This window comes from Synechococcus sp. R6-5, from assembly GCF_047461775.1.
Classification (GTDB): domain Bacteria; phylum Cyanobacteriota; class Cyanobacteriia; order Thermostichales; family Thermostichaceae; genus Thermostichus.
On the sequence record NZ_JANSHV010000060.1, the window covers coordinates 1 to 14,620 of the forward strand.

General features: G+C 58.6%; 15 protein-coding genes. 4 read left to right on the forward strand and 11 right to left on the reverse strand.

The features are described from left to right. Nucleotides 1-248 precede the first annotated feature (248 nt). The gene (locus NW818_RS03550) at nt 249-1,244 is read left to right on the forward strand and encodes a hypothetical protein (RefSeq protein ID WP_414423846.1); all 996 of its coding nucleotides are present in this window, start codon (nt 249-251) and stop codon (nt 1,242-1,244) included. 423 nt (nt 1,245-1,667) lie between these two features. Here the strand turns inward: NW818_RS03550 and NW818_RS03555 are convergent, their stop codons facing one another. The 9 genes from NW818_RS03555 to NW818_RS03595 form a co-directional block, all read right to left on the reverse strand. Continuing rightward, nucleotides 1,668-2,888, reverse strand: coding sequence for an aminotransferase class V-fold PLP-dependent enzyme (locus tag NW818_RS03555; protein WP_414351219.1), 1,221 nt, complete (start codon nt 2,886-2,888; stop codon nt 1,668-1,670). A gap of 186 nt (nt 2,889-3,074) precedes the next feature. After that, on the reverse strand, nt 3,075-4,700 hold the full coding sequence (locus tag NW818_RS03560; RefSeq protein WP_414389608.1) for a peptide chain release factor 3: 1,626 nt from the start codon (nt 4,698-4,700) through the stop codon (nt 3,075-3,077). Between the two features lie 303 nt (nt 4,701-5,003). Then, nucleotides 5,004-5,837 carry a hypothetical protein gene (locus NW818_RS03565; protein ID WP_414423847.1) on the reverse strand — a complete coding sequence of 278 codons (834 nt, stop codon included), beginning with the start codon at nt 5,835-5,837 and terminating at the stop codon, nt 5,004-5,006. Between the two features lies 1 nt (nt 5,838). Then, a complete protein-coding gene (locus tag NW818_RS03570; RefSeq protein ID WP_011433472.1) occupies nt 5,839-6,639 on the reverse strand; it encodes a ParA family protein in 801 nt (266 codons plus the stop codon). Between the two features lie 124 nt (nt 6,640-6,763). Beyond that, a complete protein-coding gene (locus NW818_RS03575; protein WP_414423848.1) occupies nt 6,764-7,945 on the reverse strand; it encodes a pyridoxal phosphate-dependent aminotransferase in 1,182 nt (393 codons plus the stop codon). A 57-nt stretch (nt 7,946-8,002) separates the two neighbouring features. Further along, entirely contained in the window at nt 8,003-8,605 is a 603-nt protein-coding gene (locus tag NW818_RS03580; protein WP_238376736.1) for a hypothetical protein, read from the reverse strand. A gap of 61 nt (nt 8,606-8,666) precedes the next feature. Then, on the reverse strand, nt 8,667-9,578 hold the full coding sequence (locus tag NW818_RS03585) for a cell division protein FtsX (RefSeq protein ID WP_414373412.1): 912 nt from the start codon (nt 9,576-9,578) through the stop codon (nt 8,667-8,669). 91 nt (nt 9,579-9,669) lie between these two features. Further along, complete coding sequence (locus NW818_RS03590; RefSeq protein ID WP_238376738.1) at nt 9,670-10,509, reverse strand: cell division ATP-binding protein FtsE; 840 nt, start codon at nt 10,507-10,509, stop codon at nt 9,670-9,672. 40 nt (nt 10,510-10,549) lie between these two features. After that, on the reverse strand, nt 10,550-11,269 hold the full coding sequence (locus tag NW818_RS03595) for a WecB/TagA/CpsF family glycosyltransferase (RefSeq protein WP_414423849.1): 720 nt from the start codon (nt 11,267-11,269) through the stop codon (nt 10,550-10,552). Between the two features lie 235 nt (nt 11,270-11,504). Here NW818_RS03595 and NW818_RS03600 point away from each other — a divergent pair, with 235 nt between their 5' ends. The 3 genes from NW818_RS03600 to NW818_RS03610 all read left to right on the forward strand — a co-directional run bounded on the left by NW818_RS03600 (nt 11,505) and on the right by NW818_RS03610 (nt 13,285). Next, nucleotides 11,505-12,170 (forward strand): DUF4439 domain-containing protein, encoded by a 666-nt coding sequence (locus NW818_RS03600; RefSeq protein WP_414373409.1) that lies wholly within the window; start codon nt 11,505-11,507, stop codon nt 12,168-12,170. A gap of 197 nt (nt 12,171-12,367) precedes the next feature. Further along, nucleotides 12,368-12,748 carry a plastocyanin/azurin family copper-binding protein gene (locus NW818_RS03605; protein ID WP_414423850.1) on the forward strand — a complete coding sequence of 127 codons (381 nt, stop codon included), beginning with the start codon at nt 12,368-12,370 and terminating at the stop codon, nt 12,746-12,748. A gap of 9 nt (nt 12,749-12,757) precedes the next feature. Further along, nucleotides 12,758-13,285, forward strand: coding sequence for a hypothetical protein (locus NW818_RS03610; RefSeq protein ID WP_414423851.1), 528 nt, complete (start codon nt 12,758-12,760; stop codon nt 13,283-13,285). A 5-nt stretch (nt 13,286-13,290) separates the two neighbouring features. Here NW818_RS03610 and NW818_RS03615 read toward each other — a convergent pair whose 3' ends face one another. Together NW818_RS03615 and NW818_RS03620 are read right to left on the reverse strand one after the other, a co-directional pair. Beyond that, on the reverse strand, nt 13,291-13,542 hold the full coding sequence (locus NW818_RS03615) for an RNA-binding S4 domain-containing protein (RefSeq protein ID WP_414356120.1): 252 nt from the start codon (nt 13,540-13,542) through the stop codon (nt 13,291-13,293). Beyond that, nucleotides 13,542-14,620: aldehyde dehydrogenase family protein (locus tag NW818_RS03620; protein WP_414423852.1), on the reverse strand; the 1,079-nt coding region annotated here is incomplete at its 5' end. The genes NW818_RS03615 and NW818_RS03620, both read right to left, overlap by 1 nt.

A 14,620-nucleotide genomic window follows, 5' to 3' on the forward strand; every position in this document is an offset into this window, starting at 1 on the left:
GCGGGGCTCCTGCGATTTCTAGCTGAACCGAGGCTCACGGTATAGTGGTTCAGGCGAATCCGATGAGTGCAGAGGGATCCCCGCCCATCCTCAACTCAGTCCGGTTGGGTTTAACCCTCGCCAAGGTGTCTGTTGTGGAGAGGAGATGAATGCTGAAGCCAAAGCATGCCTGCCGGCCCCTGCTGCCGACTTGTGGGAGCTCGGATTCCCCTATCGAAAAAGGATGCTCTGTTGTAGCTTATACAGCCTTGGCCATTTTAGCGCTTGGCTTGGTCGGTTGCGGCGAGGGAACAACTCCTCTGGGCCCCCTGGAAAATGTCTTCCTGCGGGCGGATGATTTTGAAATCACAGGAGGATCCCCGGCAGCGGGCGCAGTGGGGCCCTACCTACAGTTCAACATGCGGCGGCAGCGGGATAACCAAATCCTAAATCGCCCCCTTAATGTCTATGTGGACAATGCCGGGCTGGCAGAAAGGCGGAATCCCCTTTTGGATAACCAAAACCGTCCTATTCTCTTACAGCGCTCGGTGGCCTTCTTGGGCAATGGGCTGGATCTGAACAGAGATGGCCAGCCGGATCTGCCCCCCAAAGAACCCCCCAACTTCACCAGTGGCCCGCTGCTGCCCTACACCCCGCCCAATCAGTGGCAAAGCCGGGCTGCCCTTGCCTATGTCCCCGGACAGGCCAATATCCCCGGACGGAGTCCCAGCGACCGCTTTGGCATCTACTTTTCTTCCATCCTGCCCTACACCGGGCAGCTTCGCTTTCGCGCCCGCGACGAGCTGGGCAATGCCTTTGCCCGCACCTTTGAGGTCACCTACCCGCCAGCAGCCAGCCGCGCCACGGTCACGGTTACCTTGGCCAACCTCACCGCCACTGCCCAAGAGCCGGTTCTCATTGCCATTTGTAACCAGTTGGGAGCTGCTGCCGTGGTGGGCCTGCGGAGTGGCACGTTCACCGAGCTGGTGGATCTCCTGCCGGCCCCAGGGCTGCCGGTGGATCCCACCTTGAGCGAGCCCATCCGCTATGTGGCCGAGGCTTATCAATTTAACCGCAATCGAGCCGTCATCCGCGTTTCCCAGAATCCCACGGATCCCAGCCGCATGAGCGTTCCTCTACTGGGATTTGAAGGGACAACCGGTCGGGCAGATCTGACGCTGGTGAACTCTGTAGGGGATCGGCTTACCTGCTTCAACGATCGGCTTTCGGATCTGCGGGATACGTTTTCTGACTTTTTCAGATAGTCAATTCAAATAGCAATGAGACACTGGCCAGTAGAATAGTCCGACTCGCAAGAGCAGGCCTTGTCACTTCATCAACAGAAGTTCCTCCATCTGCATGCATCCTTGCCCTCTTGAAAGCACTGCGGTCGCTTCAAACTAGATTGAGACGCTCCCCAAGCGTTCCGCGCTGCTTTTACCGACTCCCATACCCTTCCCTTCCGCTGTATGACCGGCTCTGTACGTCTGTGGGTCTGCTCCCTTCCTGGACATGCCCTACGACTCTCTCTCAGGTCAAGGCTTCTTTACTGAGGTCTACTGGCATGCCATCCTACCTGTAACGTCATCTCATCCTCAACTGAATTGACCATAGATCTGGAATCGTTTTACTGGTGTGCGAAGCAACTATACTTGCAATGTCGTGAAAGCGGCTCAACCGACAAAACCTCAGGGCAGATGCTGCAAGGCCAGCGCCAACTGTTCGTACTCTGCCAAACGGTTGTAGACCTGGGCCGAGATGCGTACCCAAAGCTGCCCGGCGAAGGGGATGATCGGAACCTCAATGCGGTACTTGTACCAGAGGTAATCGTGAAGCCGACGGGCGCGCTCCTCAAGAGGAAGCTCAGGGATCCACTGCTGCCAAAATGGCGGCAAGGGTAGGGTGGCCATAAAGCCCAACATCTTTTCGGGGGCGGGCGGGATCCCCTCAAGAGCCTCCAAGAGCAACTGCCGCGCCTGCAGCAGCAGAGTGTGGTTGTGCTGACGGATGTTGTCCAGTCCCACCCCTTGGATAAACGCCAGGGCTGCTGAAATGGCCAACCAAGCGCTGGGATCCCGTGTGCCCACCCAGTCGAACTCCGCTGTGAACCCTTGCCCATAGCCGTGGGAGATCACCGTAGGATGAGTTTGGGCCTGTCGATAGGGGGCCACCCACAAAAAGGCACAGCCTTTCGGGGCAAACAGCCACTTGTGGGCATTGCCGGTGTACCAATCGGCTCCTAGCTTTTCCAACTCCAAGGGGAGAACTCCGGGGGCATGGGCGCCATCCACCAAAACCGGGATCCCGCGCTCCCGACAGAGGCCGATCAGCTCAGGCAGGGGGTAGATCAGAGCCGTAGGCGAGGTGAGGTGATCCAACACCGCCAGGCGAGTTTGGGGAGTGAGGATGGCCTCGAAGGCCGCGATAACCTGCTCTGGCCCCGCAATGGGGAAAGGGATCTGCGCCTCAACTGGGATGGCTCCCCACTGGGCACAGATGTACTGCAATGCCTGACGAACGGCCCCGTAACCGTGATTGGTGCAGGCGATCTGATCCTCTGGCCGGAACCGCAGCGAGCGCAAAACGGCATTGACCCCGCTGGTGGCATTTTCCACAAACACCAAATTTTCGGGTTCGGCCCCGACGAAATGGGCCAGTTCTGCTGCCGCCGCCCGCAAGGCTCGAGGAAGTTCCTCTCCCATAAACTGCACCGGCTGAGCCTCCAGGCGTTCCCGCCATACACTCTGGGCCTGCAACACCTTTTTCGGGGTCGCGCCGTAGGAGCCGTGATTCAAAAAAACGGCTTGCGGATCCAGTCCCCACAAGGAGCGTTCGCAAAGCGGTGCATCGGCGCTGAGGGCAGAGCTAAAGCGAGGAGAAGTGGATCCCATATTGGGGAAAGAAGGCATGGTTCACTCCCTCTGTCCCTGGACGATGCAGGAAAAAGATGGGGGAATTGCTGCGATCTGTGTGAGGGGTTTGCTCAGAAATCCGAAGATATCAACACCTATCAACACCGCTGATGTGGAGACCAATGGCATCTCGACTGAATGTCAGAACCTAAGGCTCTTTGAGACGGATTCTCTTAGGTTGATCTATTGGCCGTCACCCAATTCTGGGCCGAGATCCGAGATAGGGGCAATTTTGCTGAGCTTGATTTTAGGGTTGCTGGCAGCAAATTGCTGTAAAGTCCACTCGTTCTTAAACAGAAGAACGGGCCTGTCTTGAATGTCTTTAACAACTAGGGTGTTAAACAAGCTGGGAATATTCTCCAGCGCCTTCCAGCCATTCTCGACCCAGCGGGCCAGTGTGTAGGGCAACATCTCCAGTCGGGTTTCGACGTTGTATTCACTTTCAAGGCGATACTGCAAAACCTCAAACTGCAACTGGCCCACCGCTGCCACAATCGGATCCCGTTTGGAATCGTCGATAGAGTACATGATTTGTACAGCCCCTTCTTCCCGCAGTTCCGCTACCCCTTTCTGGAACTGCTTAAACTTAGAAGGATTGGGATTTTTCAAGTAGGCAAACAGCTCAGGAGAAAAGCTAGGGATCCCGGCGTAGCGCAGCTTCGGGCCGGTGTAGATGGTATCCCCAATGGTGAAGATGCCGGGATTATTCAGGCCGATCACATCCCCAGGGTAAGCTTCATCGATGGAGATGCGCTCTTGAGCAAACAACTTCTGGGGATAAGATAGGCGAATGGGACGATTGAGGCGGGCATGGTTGACCACCATATCCTTCTCAAACTTGCCAGAACAGATGCGCACAAAAGCAACGCGATCCCGATGGCGGGGATCCATGTTGGCCTGCAGTTTAAAGACGAAGCCCGTAAACTCAGGATGTTCGGGCGGGATTAGCCCAGCAGTGCTCTCGTGAGGCATTGGCGGTAAGGAATACTCCAAAAATGCATTGAGGAAAAGCTCCACCCCAAAATTGGTCATGGCACTGCCGAAAAAGACCGGGGTTTGTTTGCCGGAATGCACTTGTTTTAGATCCAAGGTGGGCATGAGACCATCCAGCAGTTCCAGCTCTTCCTTGAATTGGTAATACAAGTCCTTGTCGATCAACTCCTCAATTTGCGGATCCCCAAGTTTAATAACGGTATCTTGAACTTTTAGCCGCCCCCCAGATACCCGCTCAAAGAAATGAAACTCCTGAGTCCGACGGTCAAATAGGGCAGTAAACCGCTCGCCTGAGCCAATCGGCCAGTTGACAGGATAGGGCTTGAGGCCCAGTTCCGTCTCAATTTCATCCATCAGCTCCAAGGGATCCCGGCTTGGGCGATCCATCTTGTTGATAAAGGTAAAAATCGGTAGTCCCCGCATCTGACACACTTCAAACAGCTTGCGGGTCTGGGTTTCCAACCCTTTGCCGGCATCTTCCAGCATCACGGCATTGTCAGCCGCTGCCAGGGTGCGATAGGTGTCTTCGCTGAAGTCCTGGTGGCCGGGAGTATCCAGCAGATTGAGACGAATGTTGCGGTAATCAAATTGCAGGACGGTAGAGGTGATGGAAATACCCCGCTGCTTTTCCAGTTCCATCCAGTCGGAAGTGGCCCGCTTTTGCGCCCGACGGGCCTTCACAGCTCCCGCTTCTTGAATGGCCCCCCCGTACAACAGCAGCTTTTCGGTGAGGGTGGTCTTCCCGGCATCGGGGTGGGAAATGATGGCAAAGGTACGCCGTTGCTCTACAGCTTTGGTCAAATCAAGATCTTTCATCAACTGTTGCCGCTCCACTACAACCTGGTCGTTTTAAAGAAGATGACGTTGCAATGCTGTCCCCTAAACGATGGGAGAAATAGGGAGAAGATAGAAAAACAAAAGTGAGAAGTAGGGTGAATAATGCACTTGATGATAATGGGCTTGGGTTGCCGCCAGGTAGCGAGGGGGAGAGAGCACAGGCCGAAAAGCGCGAAAAGCCAACAGAACCATTTTGACCCTAGCACAGGAACAGGGATCCCTGTTATCTGGCATACTGGCGGAGATCTTGAGGGGGAATTTCCCAGGCCAACCGGCCAGAACTCAAAGCAGATGCTGCTCGTTGTTGTTGCGCAACGCTGACGTGAAGAGCAGTTGCTCAATCGTGGCAATGGTGAAGTTTTGGCTGATCACCAGCCGCTCGACGCGAATGCGGTGGGCTTGCAGGAGGCAATCTTGCTGCAAGGGCTTGGGCAATTGTTCCCAATGATCCAGCAGGACTTCCAGCAAAATCTCGCCCGGTAGCCCGGTGGCGCTTTCCAGGGATCCCAGCTTTTCTACCCTCTCGGCAGACCATTTGAGGGTAAGCTTTTGCAAGCCCAGTTGTGCATCCAGAGCCTCGCGGGGATCCGACTGGGCACCCTGCCCATTGGGGGTGCCATTGCGGCGAACCCCATTGTCGGTGCAAGCAGTAGCAGGGGGCAAAAGCTCGGCTGGCTTTTCAGTTGGCAGCGAAGTATTGGCCCATTTGGCCAGACTGACCTGGGGTGGGGAGACAACCCTTTCCACCTCGACCGGAGCGGGCGACAAGTTGGACAAGGGATCCGCATCCCGAGAAGGAGCTTCAGGTGTGGAGAGCACACTGGCCAGGAGAGGCATCCGTCCTGCCTCTGGTGGGGTTGTGGCAACCTGGCACAGAGGGGACGAGGCGGCGGCAGATGGATCGGGCTCAACATCTAATGCCGCAGGGTGAGGCAGATCCAGGGAATCCGTTCCCCTGTCGTCTTTTGGACGGAGCGGAGCCTCAACGCCATCGGCAGCCGTAGGCGCAAGTTCCATCGGCTCTGGCTGCTTATTCACCCCCATGCGCGAGAGCAGATCCGCCTTGGTGGGGCCGGTGGGCAATTTTTTTTTGGGAGGCTTCTTGGCGGTAGCCATGTTAGCGGGCCTCCAGCACAGCCTTGAGGACCTCACGATAAGGTTGGGCCAGGAGATCTTCCCCTGCCTCCGCCAACGACCAGCCCATGCTGTTGGTTTGCTGCACCACTGTACTTTGCCGCACCGGCGTAAAAATGGGGATCCCTTGCATCATTTCCGCCAAGGCTTCCACCGCGGCCCGCGACATTTTGGTACGGTTGTTGCCCACCCATTGTTCCCGGGTGGGGAGCACCCCCAAAAACTTGGGCACATGAAAATCCAGCTCTTCCAATTCTTTCAACAGCACCAGAGTACTCAGAGCCCCCATCACCCCCTTTTGGGTACACTCCGTCGGCACCACCAGCAGATCGGCGCTGAGAATGCTGTTGTAGGTGAGCAACCCTTTCGAGGGGGGGCTGTCGATGACCAAAAAGTCATACTCCGGCAGAATCGGTCGCAAAGCCCGCTTCAAAAACAGCTCCCGCCCCGGCTCCATCACGATCGCATCCATAGCCCGCGAGAGACTGTAATCGCTGGGGGCCAACCACAGCCGCTCCTGGCGATCCTCATTCAACGGCGGACGGATAATCTCCCGAATGTGAACCCGATCCGCCCCCGGCAGAATCGTCTCGGCAATGGTGGCCGACTCGGACAGATCCGTCCAGCCCATCCACTGGCTTAAGTTGCCCTGCGGATCAAAGTCAACGGCCAGCGTCTTGCCATGCTCGGCCAACATGATGGCCAGGTTGAGGGCGGCTGTGGTCTTTCCGGATCCCCCACTCAAACAGGCAACGGTGATGACAAGCGCCGTTCTGCCAGACATGAGTTATCCCCTCGTAGCCCATCCCCTAACACTATAGCTAGGGTTAAGCAATGGTGTTCACACCTCTAATGGGGATTCCGCCACTGGGGATGGCCTGCGGGGATCCATCCGCTCTTTTCAATCCTCAGAGGGAAGACACAAACCGGTGCAGCCGCTGCAGCCCTTTTTCGAGGGTGGTGCGATCGGCAGCATAGGAAAGGCGAATGTAGGAATCTGCCCCAAAGGCTACCCCCGGCACAGCAGCCACGTGGTGTTCCTTGAGCAGCTGCCGGCAAAACTCCACCGAACTTAACCCGGTTTGGCCGATGTTGACAAACACATAAAATGCACCTTCTGGCTCCGGGCAAGTCACCCCCGGCAAGGTGCGGATCCCGTCCAGCATCAGATCTCGCCGCTGCCAGAATTCTTGGCGCATTTTTTCCACAGCCGCTGCCGATAGGGGGCTGGTCAGGGCTTCCAGAGCGCCGTACTGGGCGAAGGTACACACATTGGAGGTGCTGTGGCTTTGCAGGTTGATGGCCGCCTCAATGATGGGCTTGGGCCCGGCCAAGTAGCCCACCCGCCAGCCGGTCATGGCGTAGGCTTTGGCAAAGCCACTGCTGAGAATCAGGCGCGGCATCAAGTCAGGGCAAAGGGATCCCAGGCTGATGTGGCGGGCTTGTCCATAAACCAGCTTTTCGTAGATCTCGTCGCAGATCACGTACAGATGGGGGGCGGAGAGGATCACCTCTGCCAGAGCTGCCAGCTCGTGCTGGTGGTAAACGGCTCCGGTGGGGTTGGCCGGCGAGTTGAGAATCAGCAGCTTGCTGCGGGGGGTGAGGGCCTGGCGCAGTTGGGCGGCGGTGAGCTTGAACCCCTGGGCCTCTTCCGTCTGCACCTGCACAACCTTTGCCCCTGCCAAAATGGCAATTTCGGGGTAGCTGACCCAGTAGGGAACAGGCAGGATCACTTCATCGCCGGGATCCAGCAGCACCATGGCCAGGTTAAACAGGGTTTGCTTGCCGCCGTTGCTGATCAGGATTTGGTCGTGGCTGAACTCCAGGCCGTTTTCCTGCCGCAGCTTATCGGCCACTGCTTGGCGAAGGGCGGGGATCCCAGCGGTGGGGCCGTAGCGGGTTTTGCCCTCTTCCAGAGCACGGATGGCCGCGGCCCGAATGTGGTCAGGTGTATCGAAATCCGGCTCGCCTGCGCTCAAGCTACACACATCCAGCCCCTCTGCCTGCATGGCTTTAGCCAGAGCCGAAATGGATAGCGTGGGGGAAGGGGATAGATGGGCGACCCGTTGGGACAAGCCAGCAGACACCATCGGTCAGGGAGCTCTTTGGTTTATTTTAAGGTTCTCAAGCAGGGCCAATCTAGATAGCTAGGCTACTGCGGTCAACAGGCGGGTACCATCCACCAACAGCAGTTTGTTGCCCTCTCGCTCTGCCAACAGATCCCAAAACTCTCCCGCCACAGCTCCCGGCAAGAACCCTTCCAAGCGCAATTGCAGAGGAGCAAATTGCTTGGTTCCCTGGGGCTTGCGCCGCACGGTCACCTCAACAAAGCCATCGTGGGGCTCGACAATGCCGCGGATGTTAAAGCCTTCCTCTGTGTCCTCAGGGGCAGGCAAAAACGGTTCTTCTTCCCACTCTGGGTCTTGCTCCTCTTCCGGCAGGGCCAGGATGCGGATGATGCTCAAGCCCAAAGCCCCCCCTGAACGCGGCTGCGGCTGCACGTAGTACCAGTAGGTATGGCCGCTCTTGATGCAGTGCTCGAAGGGGCCGAGAAGCTCGGCGCGTCCGGGGGTAGCCGGATATTCTGCTCCGTCAGAGGCAACCAAGGTTGCCTGCGCATAAGTCTTGGGGATCGATTTCAGGGATCCCTTAATCAGGCCCAAAGCGCGGAACTGGTAGGGGTGGGCGGGAGGAGGCAATGGGTTCATGGCGGCCAGATCTTGGAAAGCCAGGGAAGTAGAGTCCATCATCTTATCCTATGGCGATCCTCAGATTGGAATATCCAGGGCTTTCCTCAGCATCGCCTCCAGCTCATCGCCCTGCCGACTTGCGCACCGCGATCAAGCTGCTGGTGGTGCCCAGAAAAACCCCCATCCCCAACAACATCGACGGCAAGAGCCAAAACTCCAGTTGGCTGCGATCTGCCTGCATCACCTTGAGGAAGGGCAAGGCAATCAACTGCTCCAGCAGCTCCTGCAGCAACTGCTGGGATCCCAAGATCAATCCCCAAGCTCCCACTGCGCTGATCACCCCAAACAGGCACCCTTGCAAAATAAAGGGCAAGTAAATCCAGGCTGCCGTCGCCCCCACCAATTGCATCACCTCGATCTCCCGCCGCCGCGCCATGACGATGAGGCGAATGGTGGTGGTGATGACCGCCACCGCTGTTAGGGCCAACACGCCGGTAATGGTCAGGGATCCCAGCCGCAGCATGTCCTGGAGCTGGGCCAGTTGCTCCACAATGCGGTCGCCGTAGTAGACCTCATCCACCCCTTCCAGTTGGCGAATCTGCTCCGCCACTTCCCCCAAGGCTTCGGTGGAATCCGCCTTAACCCGCAGAGCATCCACCAAGGGGTTCTCCCCCAACTGGGTTTCCATGGCCGCCTCGTCTTGGATCCCCATTTCCAGCAAAAGGTTGCGCCAAGCCTGGTCTTTGGTGATGACCTTCACCTCGGCCACATGAGGCAGTTGGGCGACCTGAGGTTGCAGCTCCACCCCCTGCCGTTCCGGCTCCAGGTAGACGGAGATCTCCAGTTGTCCCCCCAGAGACTGCACCGTGGCATCCACACCCCAGGACAGCTCAACGCCGATCCCCACCAGGAACAACAACACCAGCAGGGTGCTCACCGCAGCCCAGTTCAGCCAGCCCCCCCGCCGCAACCCCAAAAAAGTCTCCTGTAGGAGATAGCGGATTTTATTGAGAAGTCGGGAGAGAGATTGCATGCTATTCACCGTCCAACAATGCGCCCAGGAGCCGCTGCTCCCAAGGTTTCAACAAAACCTGTGAAGAGCAAACTAGGGATCCCGGCAGCCCTCAGCGCAGATCATACAGGCGCCCTCCCTCCATGCGCACCACCCGGTGGCCGGCCCGCTCCACCAGATAGGGGTCATGGCTGGTCATGATGACGGTCACCCCAAAGGAATTGAGCCGCTCCAAAATCTGGAGAACCAAGAGGGAGTTTTCCGGATCTAGGTTTCCTGTTGGCTCGTCCGCCAGCAGCAGCACCGGCATGTTGACAATGGCACGGGCCAGGCTAAGGCGCTGCTGTTCCCCCCCCGAAAGCTCATGGGGAAAGTGATCTCGCTTTTCGGTCAGCCCCACCATCTTTAGGGTCGGCCCGATGCGACGGCGGATTTCTGCGGGGGACAGCCCTTGGGCGCGCAGCACGAAGGCCACATTTTCTGCCAGGGTGCGGTTGGCCAGAAGGCGATAATCTTGGAAAACCACCCCCAAGCGCCGCCGCAACATGGCCAGCGGACGCGGTGGGATGCGGTAGGGTCGCCGCCGCCCTTCAGAAGAAAAGAGACAGACTTGATCGACGATGACCGTGCCCTCGGTGGCCTGTTCCGCCCCGTAGAGTAGCCGCAGCAGGGTGGACTTGCCCGCCCCGGAGACCCCAGTTACGAACACAAACTCGCCGCGGCGCACCTCCAAGTTCACATCCTGAAAAATTAAGTTGCCGTTGGGAAAGACCTTGCTCACGCCCCGCAAGGACACCATGCTGGCCGGGGCTTGCAGGGATCCGGATTGGGTGCTGCTGTAAAAGCCCAGGGTGGCCTCTGGATGGGCTGGGGCAGGGGGATGAGGGGTCGGAGCCGTACCCGCCCAACGGTGTAAGCGAGGAGGATAGCCGATGTGCTGACCGATCACCATAGTAAGCGCCTAGACAGAGGAGGGAGAGAGCGCCGGCAGACTAGGGGCGCAAACGAGAAGAGGGATCCCACAGCACTCGCCAGACAAAGCTGGGCAGAGCTAACATGCGTCGCCAGCGCCAGGGTTCCTGATAGAGACGATACAACCATTCCAGGTGATGGTCACGCCACCAACGGGGCGCTCGCCGTTTTTGGCCGGCCCAAATGTCCAAGCTGCCCCCCACCCCCATCCAGATGGCTTGGGGCAAAAGGGGACGCCACTTCTGGATCCACAGCTCCTGGCGCGGGGATCCCAGCCCCACCCACACCAGTTGCGGTCGAAATTCCTGGAGAGCTTGCAGAAGCTCTTTTTCTTCCTCGCTAGAGAAGTAGCCGTGGTAGCCCCAGAGGGCCAAAGCAGGACACTGGGCTTGCCAATATCGAATTGCTGCCCGGTTGACTTCCGGCCTTCCCCCCACCAGGGCCAAGCGCCACCCCCGTTCTGCCGCCAACGGGATCAGGGTTTCTGCCAGCTCGATCCCCGGCACCCGCTGGACGCGGATCCCCTGCCGCCGCAGGGCCCACACCACCCCAATGCCATCGGGGATCACCAGCTCCGCCGCTTGCAGCACCTGGGCAAAGGCCAGATCCCGCTGCGCCTGCATGATCATTTCCGGGTTGCAGGTAACCACCTGAGCGCCCTGACCCTCCCGAATACGCGCCTCAATCCACGTGGTGTAGCTCTGTAGGCTGGCCTCCGGCAGAGCAAGGTGCAGGTTCACGCCCAGAATCGAATGGATGGCTAACGACACTACCGACCGAACGCTTGTCCCCAGTGAAACCCAACTTTCAAAATAGCCCAGCCCAAAAGCTGAGCACACAATCCAAATCTTTTCCCCCAGGCATCCGCCGTGGCATCAGCGGCGTATTCCCATCAGACCAGGCCGAGAGGGAATTGCCCGACCAAGAGCAAGTCCCTGAAGGTTGGTTGCCATCTTTCGAGACAGGAGACTTGAGATGAAAACTTCGAAGACTCCCTTCGCTCTGCCTCACTTGGCTGCCGAATGGGATCCCAGCCCTGCAACTTCCCGCCGCAGCTTGTTGTTGGCTGGTTTGCTGGCGGGAGTGGGTGGAGCAATTGGGTTGCGCAGCCTGCCCGGTGCCGCTCAGTCCAACACTGCTGATATTGCCATTCTCAACGCCGCCATCGACTTGGAACAGCAGGCGATCTGGGCCTACAAAACCGCTGCCGGCAAGTTGAGCAACACCGAGGTGGGCAAGATCGTGTTGGAAGTGGCCACCAAGAACCTGAAGGATCACGAGCAGCATCGGGATCTGCTGGCGGGTGCCGTGCGGCAACTGGGAGGGATCCCCTCTCGGGCGCGGGATAGCTACGACCTTTCCACCTACATCGACAACAAAGAAGGCAATCTCGATTCCGATGCCAACATCGCCAAGCTGGCCCTGGCTCTGGAGTTCGATGCGGCCCTAGCCTACAACGATGCCTTTGTCCAGCTTTCCAACAAAGACCTGGTGGCTGCTGCCAGCACCATTGGCCCCAACGAAGTTGCCCATGCCACCGCAATCCGGGCCGTGTTCCACAGCCTTGACCCCAGCATTCTGGTGGTGCCTGCCCCCTTTGTCAGCGCCGAGACTCGGGAGCGCTGGATCCTGAAGGTGTAGAGCTGTTGGTAACCCCTGCCGGCGATGAGGCGATGATCTGCAAAGCCTTCCAACGTCCTCTGTAGGATCTTGGGGTTTGGAGATCTTTGGAGGTTCTTTGGAGGTCAGAGTGTTCCACACCGCTGTCGCAATCGCCTTCTTCTGAACGCCTCAGCTTTTTTTCGCTTCCTAACCTGTGTGGAGAAAGCCCTATGCCAATGACGCGGCGGTTGCTGTTGCTGAGTGGGCTGGGATCCCTGCTCAATGCGGGGGCCATCTTGGCCGTGGATCGGTGGCGACAAGCCAGCTCCGTTGCGGAGCGAGATCCTGTCGAGGCAACGGCGGAAGCAGAGGTGATCATTCGCGGGTTTCAATACCTGCCCCCGGAGATCATCCTCAAGCGGGGCGGCAAGGTGACCTTCACCAACCTGGATTCCACCCCCCACACGGCTACTCCCATAGAGGGAGCGCAATTCCAAGGAACGGGACGGCTAAGTCGCAACGAGAGCAAAGCGGTGGTGTTCGAAGTAGCTGGGATCCAGGACTATTTCTGCGATATCCACCCCAGCATGGTGGGCCGCATTGTCGTCGTCGATTAGGTGAAGGCCATGCAAATGGAACCCCTGGGATCCCCTCTTCCCTTTTGGAACATTTGTCGGCGGGTGTACCTGGTTTGGGCCGTCCTTTTGGGGATTGGGTTTGCTGCCACCCAGTTTCACCAAGAGGCCAACATCAACTGGCTGTGGCTGGTGATTTCCCTGATTGGGTTGGGCTACATGGTGCGGCAGACCAGGCTGCCGGAGTTTCGAACAGCCGGACTGGCCCATCTCTACTTTGTGGGCTTGGTGTGGACGCTGGTGATCGCCCAGGGCATGATCCTCTCGGTGCTGCCCTTTGTCGGGCGTACCCCTTTGGCAGCTTTGAGCCCATACCTGGGGGTGTTTTGGCTGTGGCAAATGGGGCTGGGTCACTGGCTCAACGGCCTGGTGGATCCGCCGCGCCTCCCCTACTGGATGACCGGTGGGATCCAGATCCTGGCCGGAGTTGCCTGCCTGCTGTGGGGGCTGGAATGGCAGTTTGCGGTGGCAGGGGGAATCGGGGCCTTGGCCATGCTTCTTTTGATCCGGTTGCACTGACCCGTTCACTGATCTGACTTTGGGGTCTTATCCAGGCGCACTCGCCAAACTCCACCTCCCACGGCCACTTCATCCCCAGGGCGCAGCTTGCGTCCCCGCCGGGTTTCCACCTCGCCATTCACCCGCACTTGCCCCGCTTGGATGAGCTGCTTGGCCTGCCCACCGGTGGGAGCAACCCCCGCCAGCTTGAGGAACTGATCCAGCTTGATCACGGGATCCGTCGCCGGCTGGGGATCCCTTTGAGCAGTCTCCGCCATCACTTCACCCAAATGGTTTTGACATTCACAAATTCCAGGATCCCTTCCCGGCTCAGTTCCCGTCCATACCCTGAGCGTTTGATGCCGCCGAAGGGAAGGCGCGGGTCGGACTTGACCAGACCATTGATGAATACGGATCCCGCCTCCAGCTCCTCCAGCAGGCGCTCTTGTTCCTCTGGATCGGTTGTCCAGGCGCTGGCGCCCAGGCCAAAGGGCGTGCCGTTGGCCAGCTCGATGGCTGCCGACACATCCGGTACGGTGAACAACAGCGCCACCGGCCCGAACACCTCCTGGTGGGCCACCGGATGATCGGGGGGGATGTCGCTCAGGATCGTGGGCGGGTAAAAATTTCCTCCCAAGGGGGAGCCACCGATGTGAACTTTGGCCCCCGCCTGCACCAAAGCCTGCACCTGTCCATCCACCTCTTGCAGAATGCTGGGGGTAGCCAGAGGCCCCACATCGGTTTGCGGATCCAAGGGATCCCCCACCTTGAGCCGGCGAAATCGCTCCGTCATGGCAGCCGTGAAAGGTTCAGCGATAGCCCTGTGCAAGATAAATCGTTTGGCGGCAATGCAGGACTGGCCGTTGTTGATCAGACGGGCCGTGACCGCTGTGGCAACTGCTGCCTCCAGATCGGCGCTGGGCAGCACGATGAAGGGATCGCTCCCTCCCAGTTCCAACACCGTTTTTTTCAGATATTGACCGGCCAAACGGGCCAGGCTGGAGCCGGCGGCTTCGCTGCCGGTGAGGGCGGCCCCCCGCACCCGTTCATCCGCCACCACCTCTGCCACCTGGGCTGCTGTGATCAGCAGGGTTTGAAAGACCCCTGGCGGAAATCCCCCCTCCCGAAAGATCTGCTCTAGGGTCAAAGCCGATTGGGGCACGTTGGAAGCATGTTTCAGCAAGAGGGTATTGCCCGCCATCAGGGCCGGGGCTGCACAGCGAAACACCTGCCAAAAGGGAAAGTTCCAGGGCATCACTGCCAAAATCACCCCCAGCGGCTGGTAGCGGATCCCGCTGCGGCTGGCAAAGTGCTCCGCACCGGTGGCATTCGCGTAAGCGTTGCGTAGCAATATGG

Coding starts and splice junctions, on each gene's coding strand:
- NW818_RS03555 (WP_414351219.1), bottom strand. CDS start 2,888: ATGCCTTCTTTCCCCAATATGGGATCCACTTCTCCTCGCTTTAGCTCT.
- NW818_RS03560 (WP_414389608.1), bottom strand. CDS start 4,700: ATGAAAGATCTTGATTTGACCAAAGCTGTAGAGCAACGGCGTACCTTT.
- NW818_RS03565 (WP_414423847.1), bottom strand. CDS start 5,837: ATGGCTACCGCCAAGAAGCCTCCCAAAAAAAAATTGCCCACCGGCCCC.
- NW818_RS03570 (WP_011433472.1), bottom strand. CDS start 6,639: ATGTCTGGCAGAACGGCGCTTGTCATCACCGTTGCCTGTTTGAGTGGG.
- NW818_RS03575 (WP_414423848.1), bottom strand. CDS start 7,945: ATGGTGTCTGCTGGCTTGTCCCAACGGGTCGCCCATCTATCCCCTTCC.
- NW818_RS03580 (WP_238376736.1), bottom strand. CDS start 8,605: ATGATGGACTCTACTTCCCTGGCTTTCCAAGATCTGGCCGCCATGAAC.
- NW818_RS03585 (WP_414373412.1), bottom strand. CDS start 9,578: ATGCAATCTCTCTCCCGACTTCTCAATAAAATCCGCTATCTCCTACAG.
- NW818_RS03590 (WP_238376738.1), bottom strand. CDS start 10,509: ATGGTGATCGGTCAGCACATCGGCTATCCTCCTCGCTTACACCGTTGG.
- NW818_RS03600 (WP_414373409.1), top strand. CDS start 11,505: ATGAAAACTTCGAAGACTCCCTTCGCTCTGCCTCACTTGGCTGCCGAA.
- NW818_RS03605 (WP_414423850.1), top strand. CDS start 12,368: ATGACGCGGCGGTTGCTGTTGCTGAGTGGGCTGGGATCCCTGCTCAAT.
- NW818_RS03610 (WP_414423851.1), top strand. CDS start 12,758: ATGCAAATGGAACCCCTGGGATCCCCTCTTCCCTTTTGGAACATTTGT.
- NW818_RS03615 (WP_414356120.1), bottom strand. CDS start 13,542: ATGGCGGAGACTGCTCAAAGGGATCCCCAGCCGGCGACGGATCCCGTG.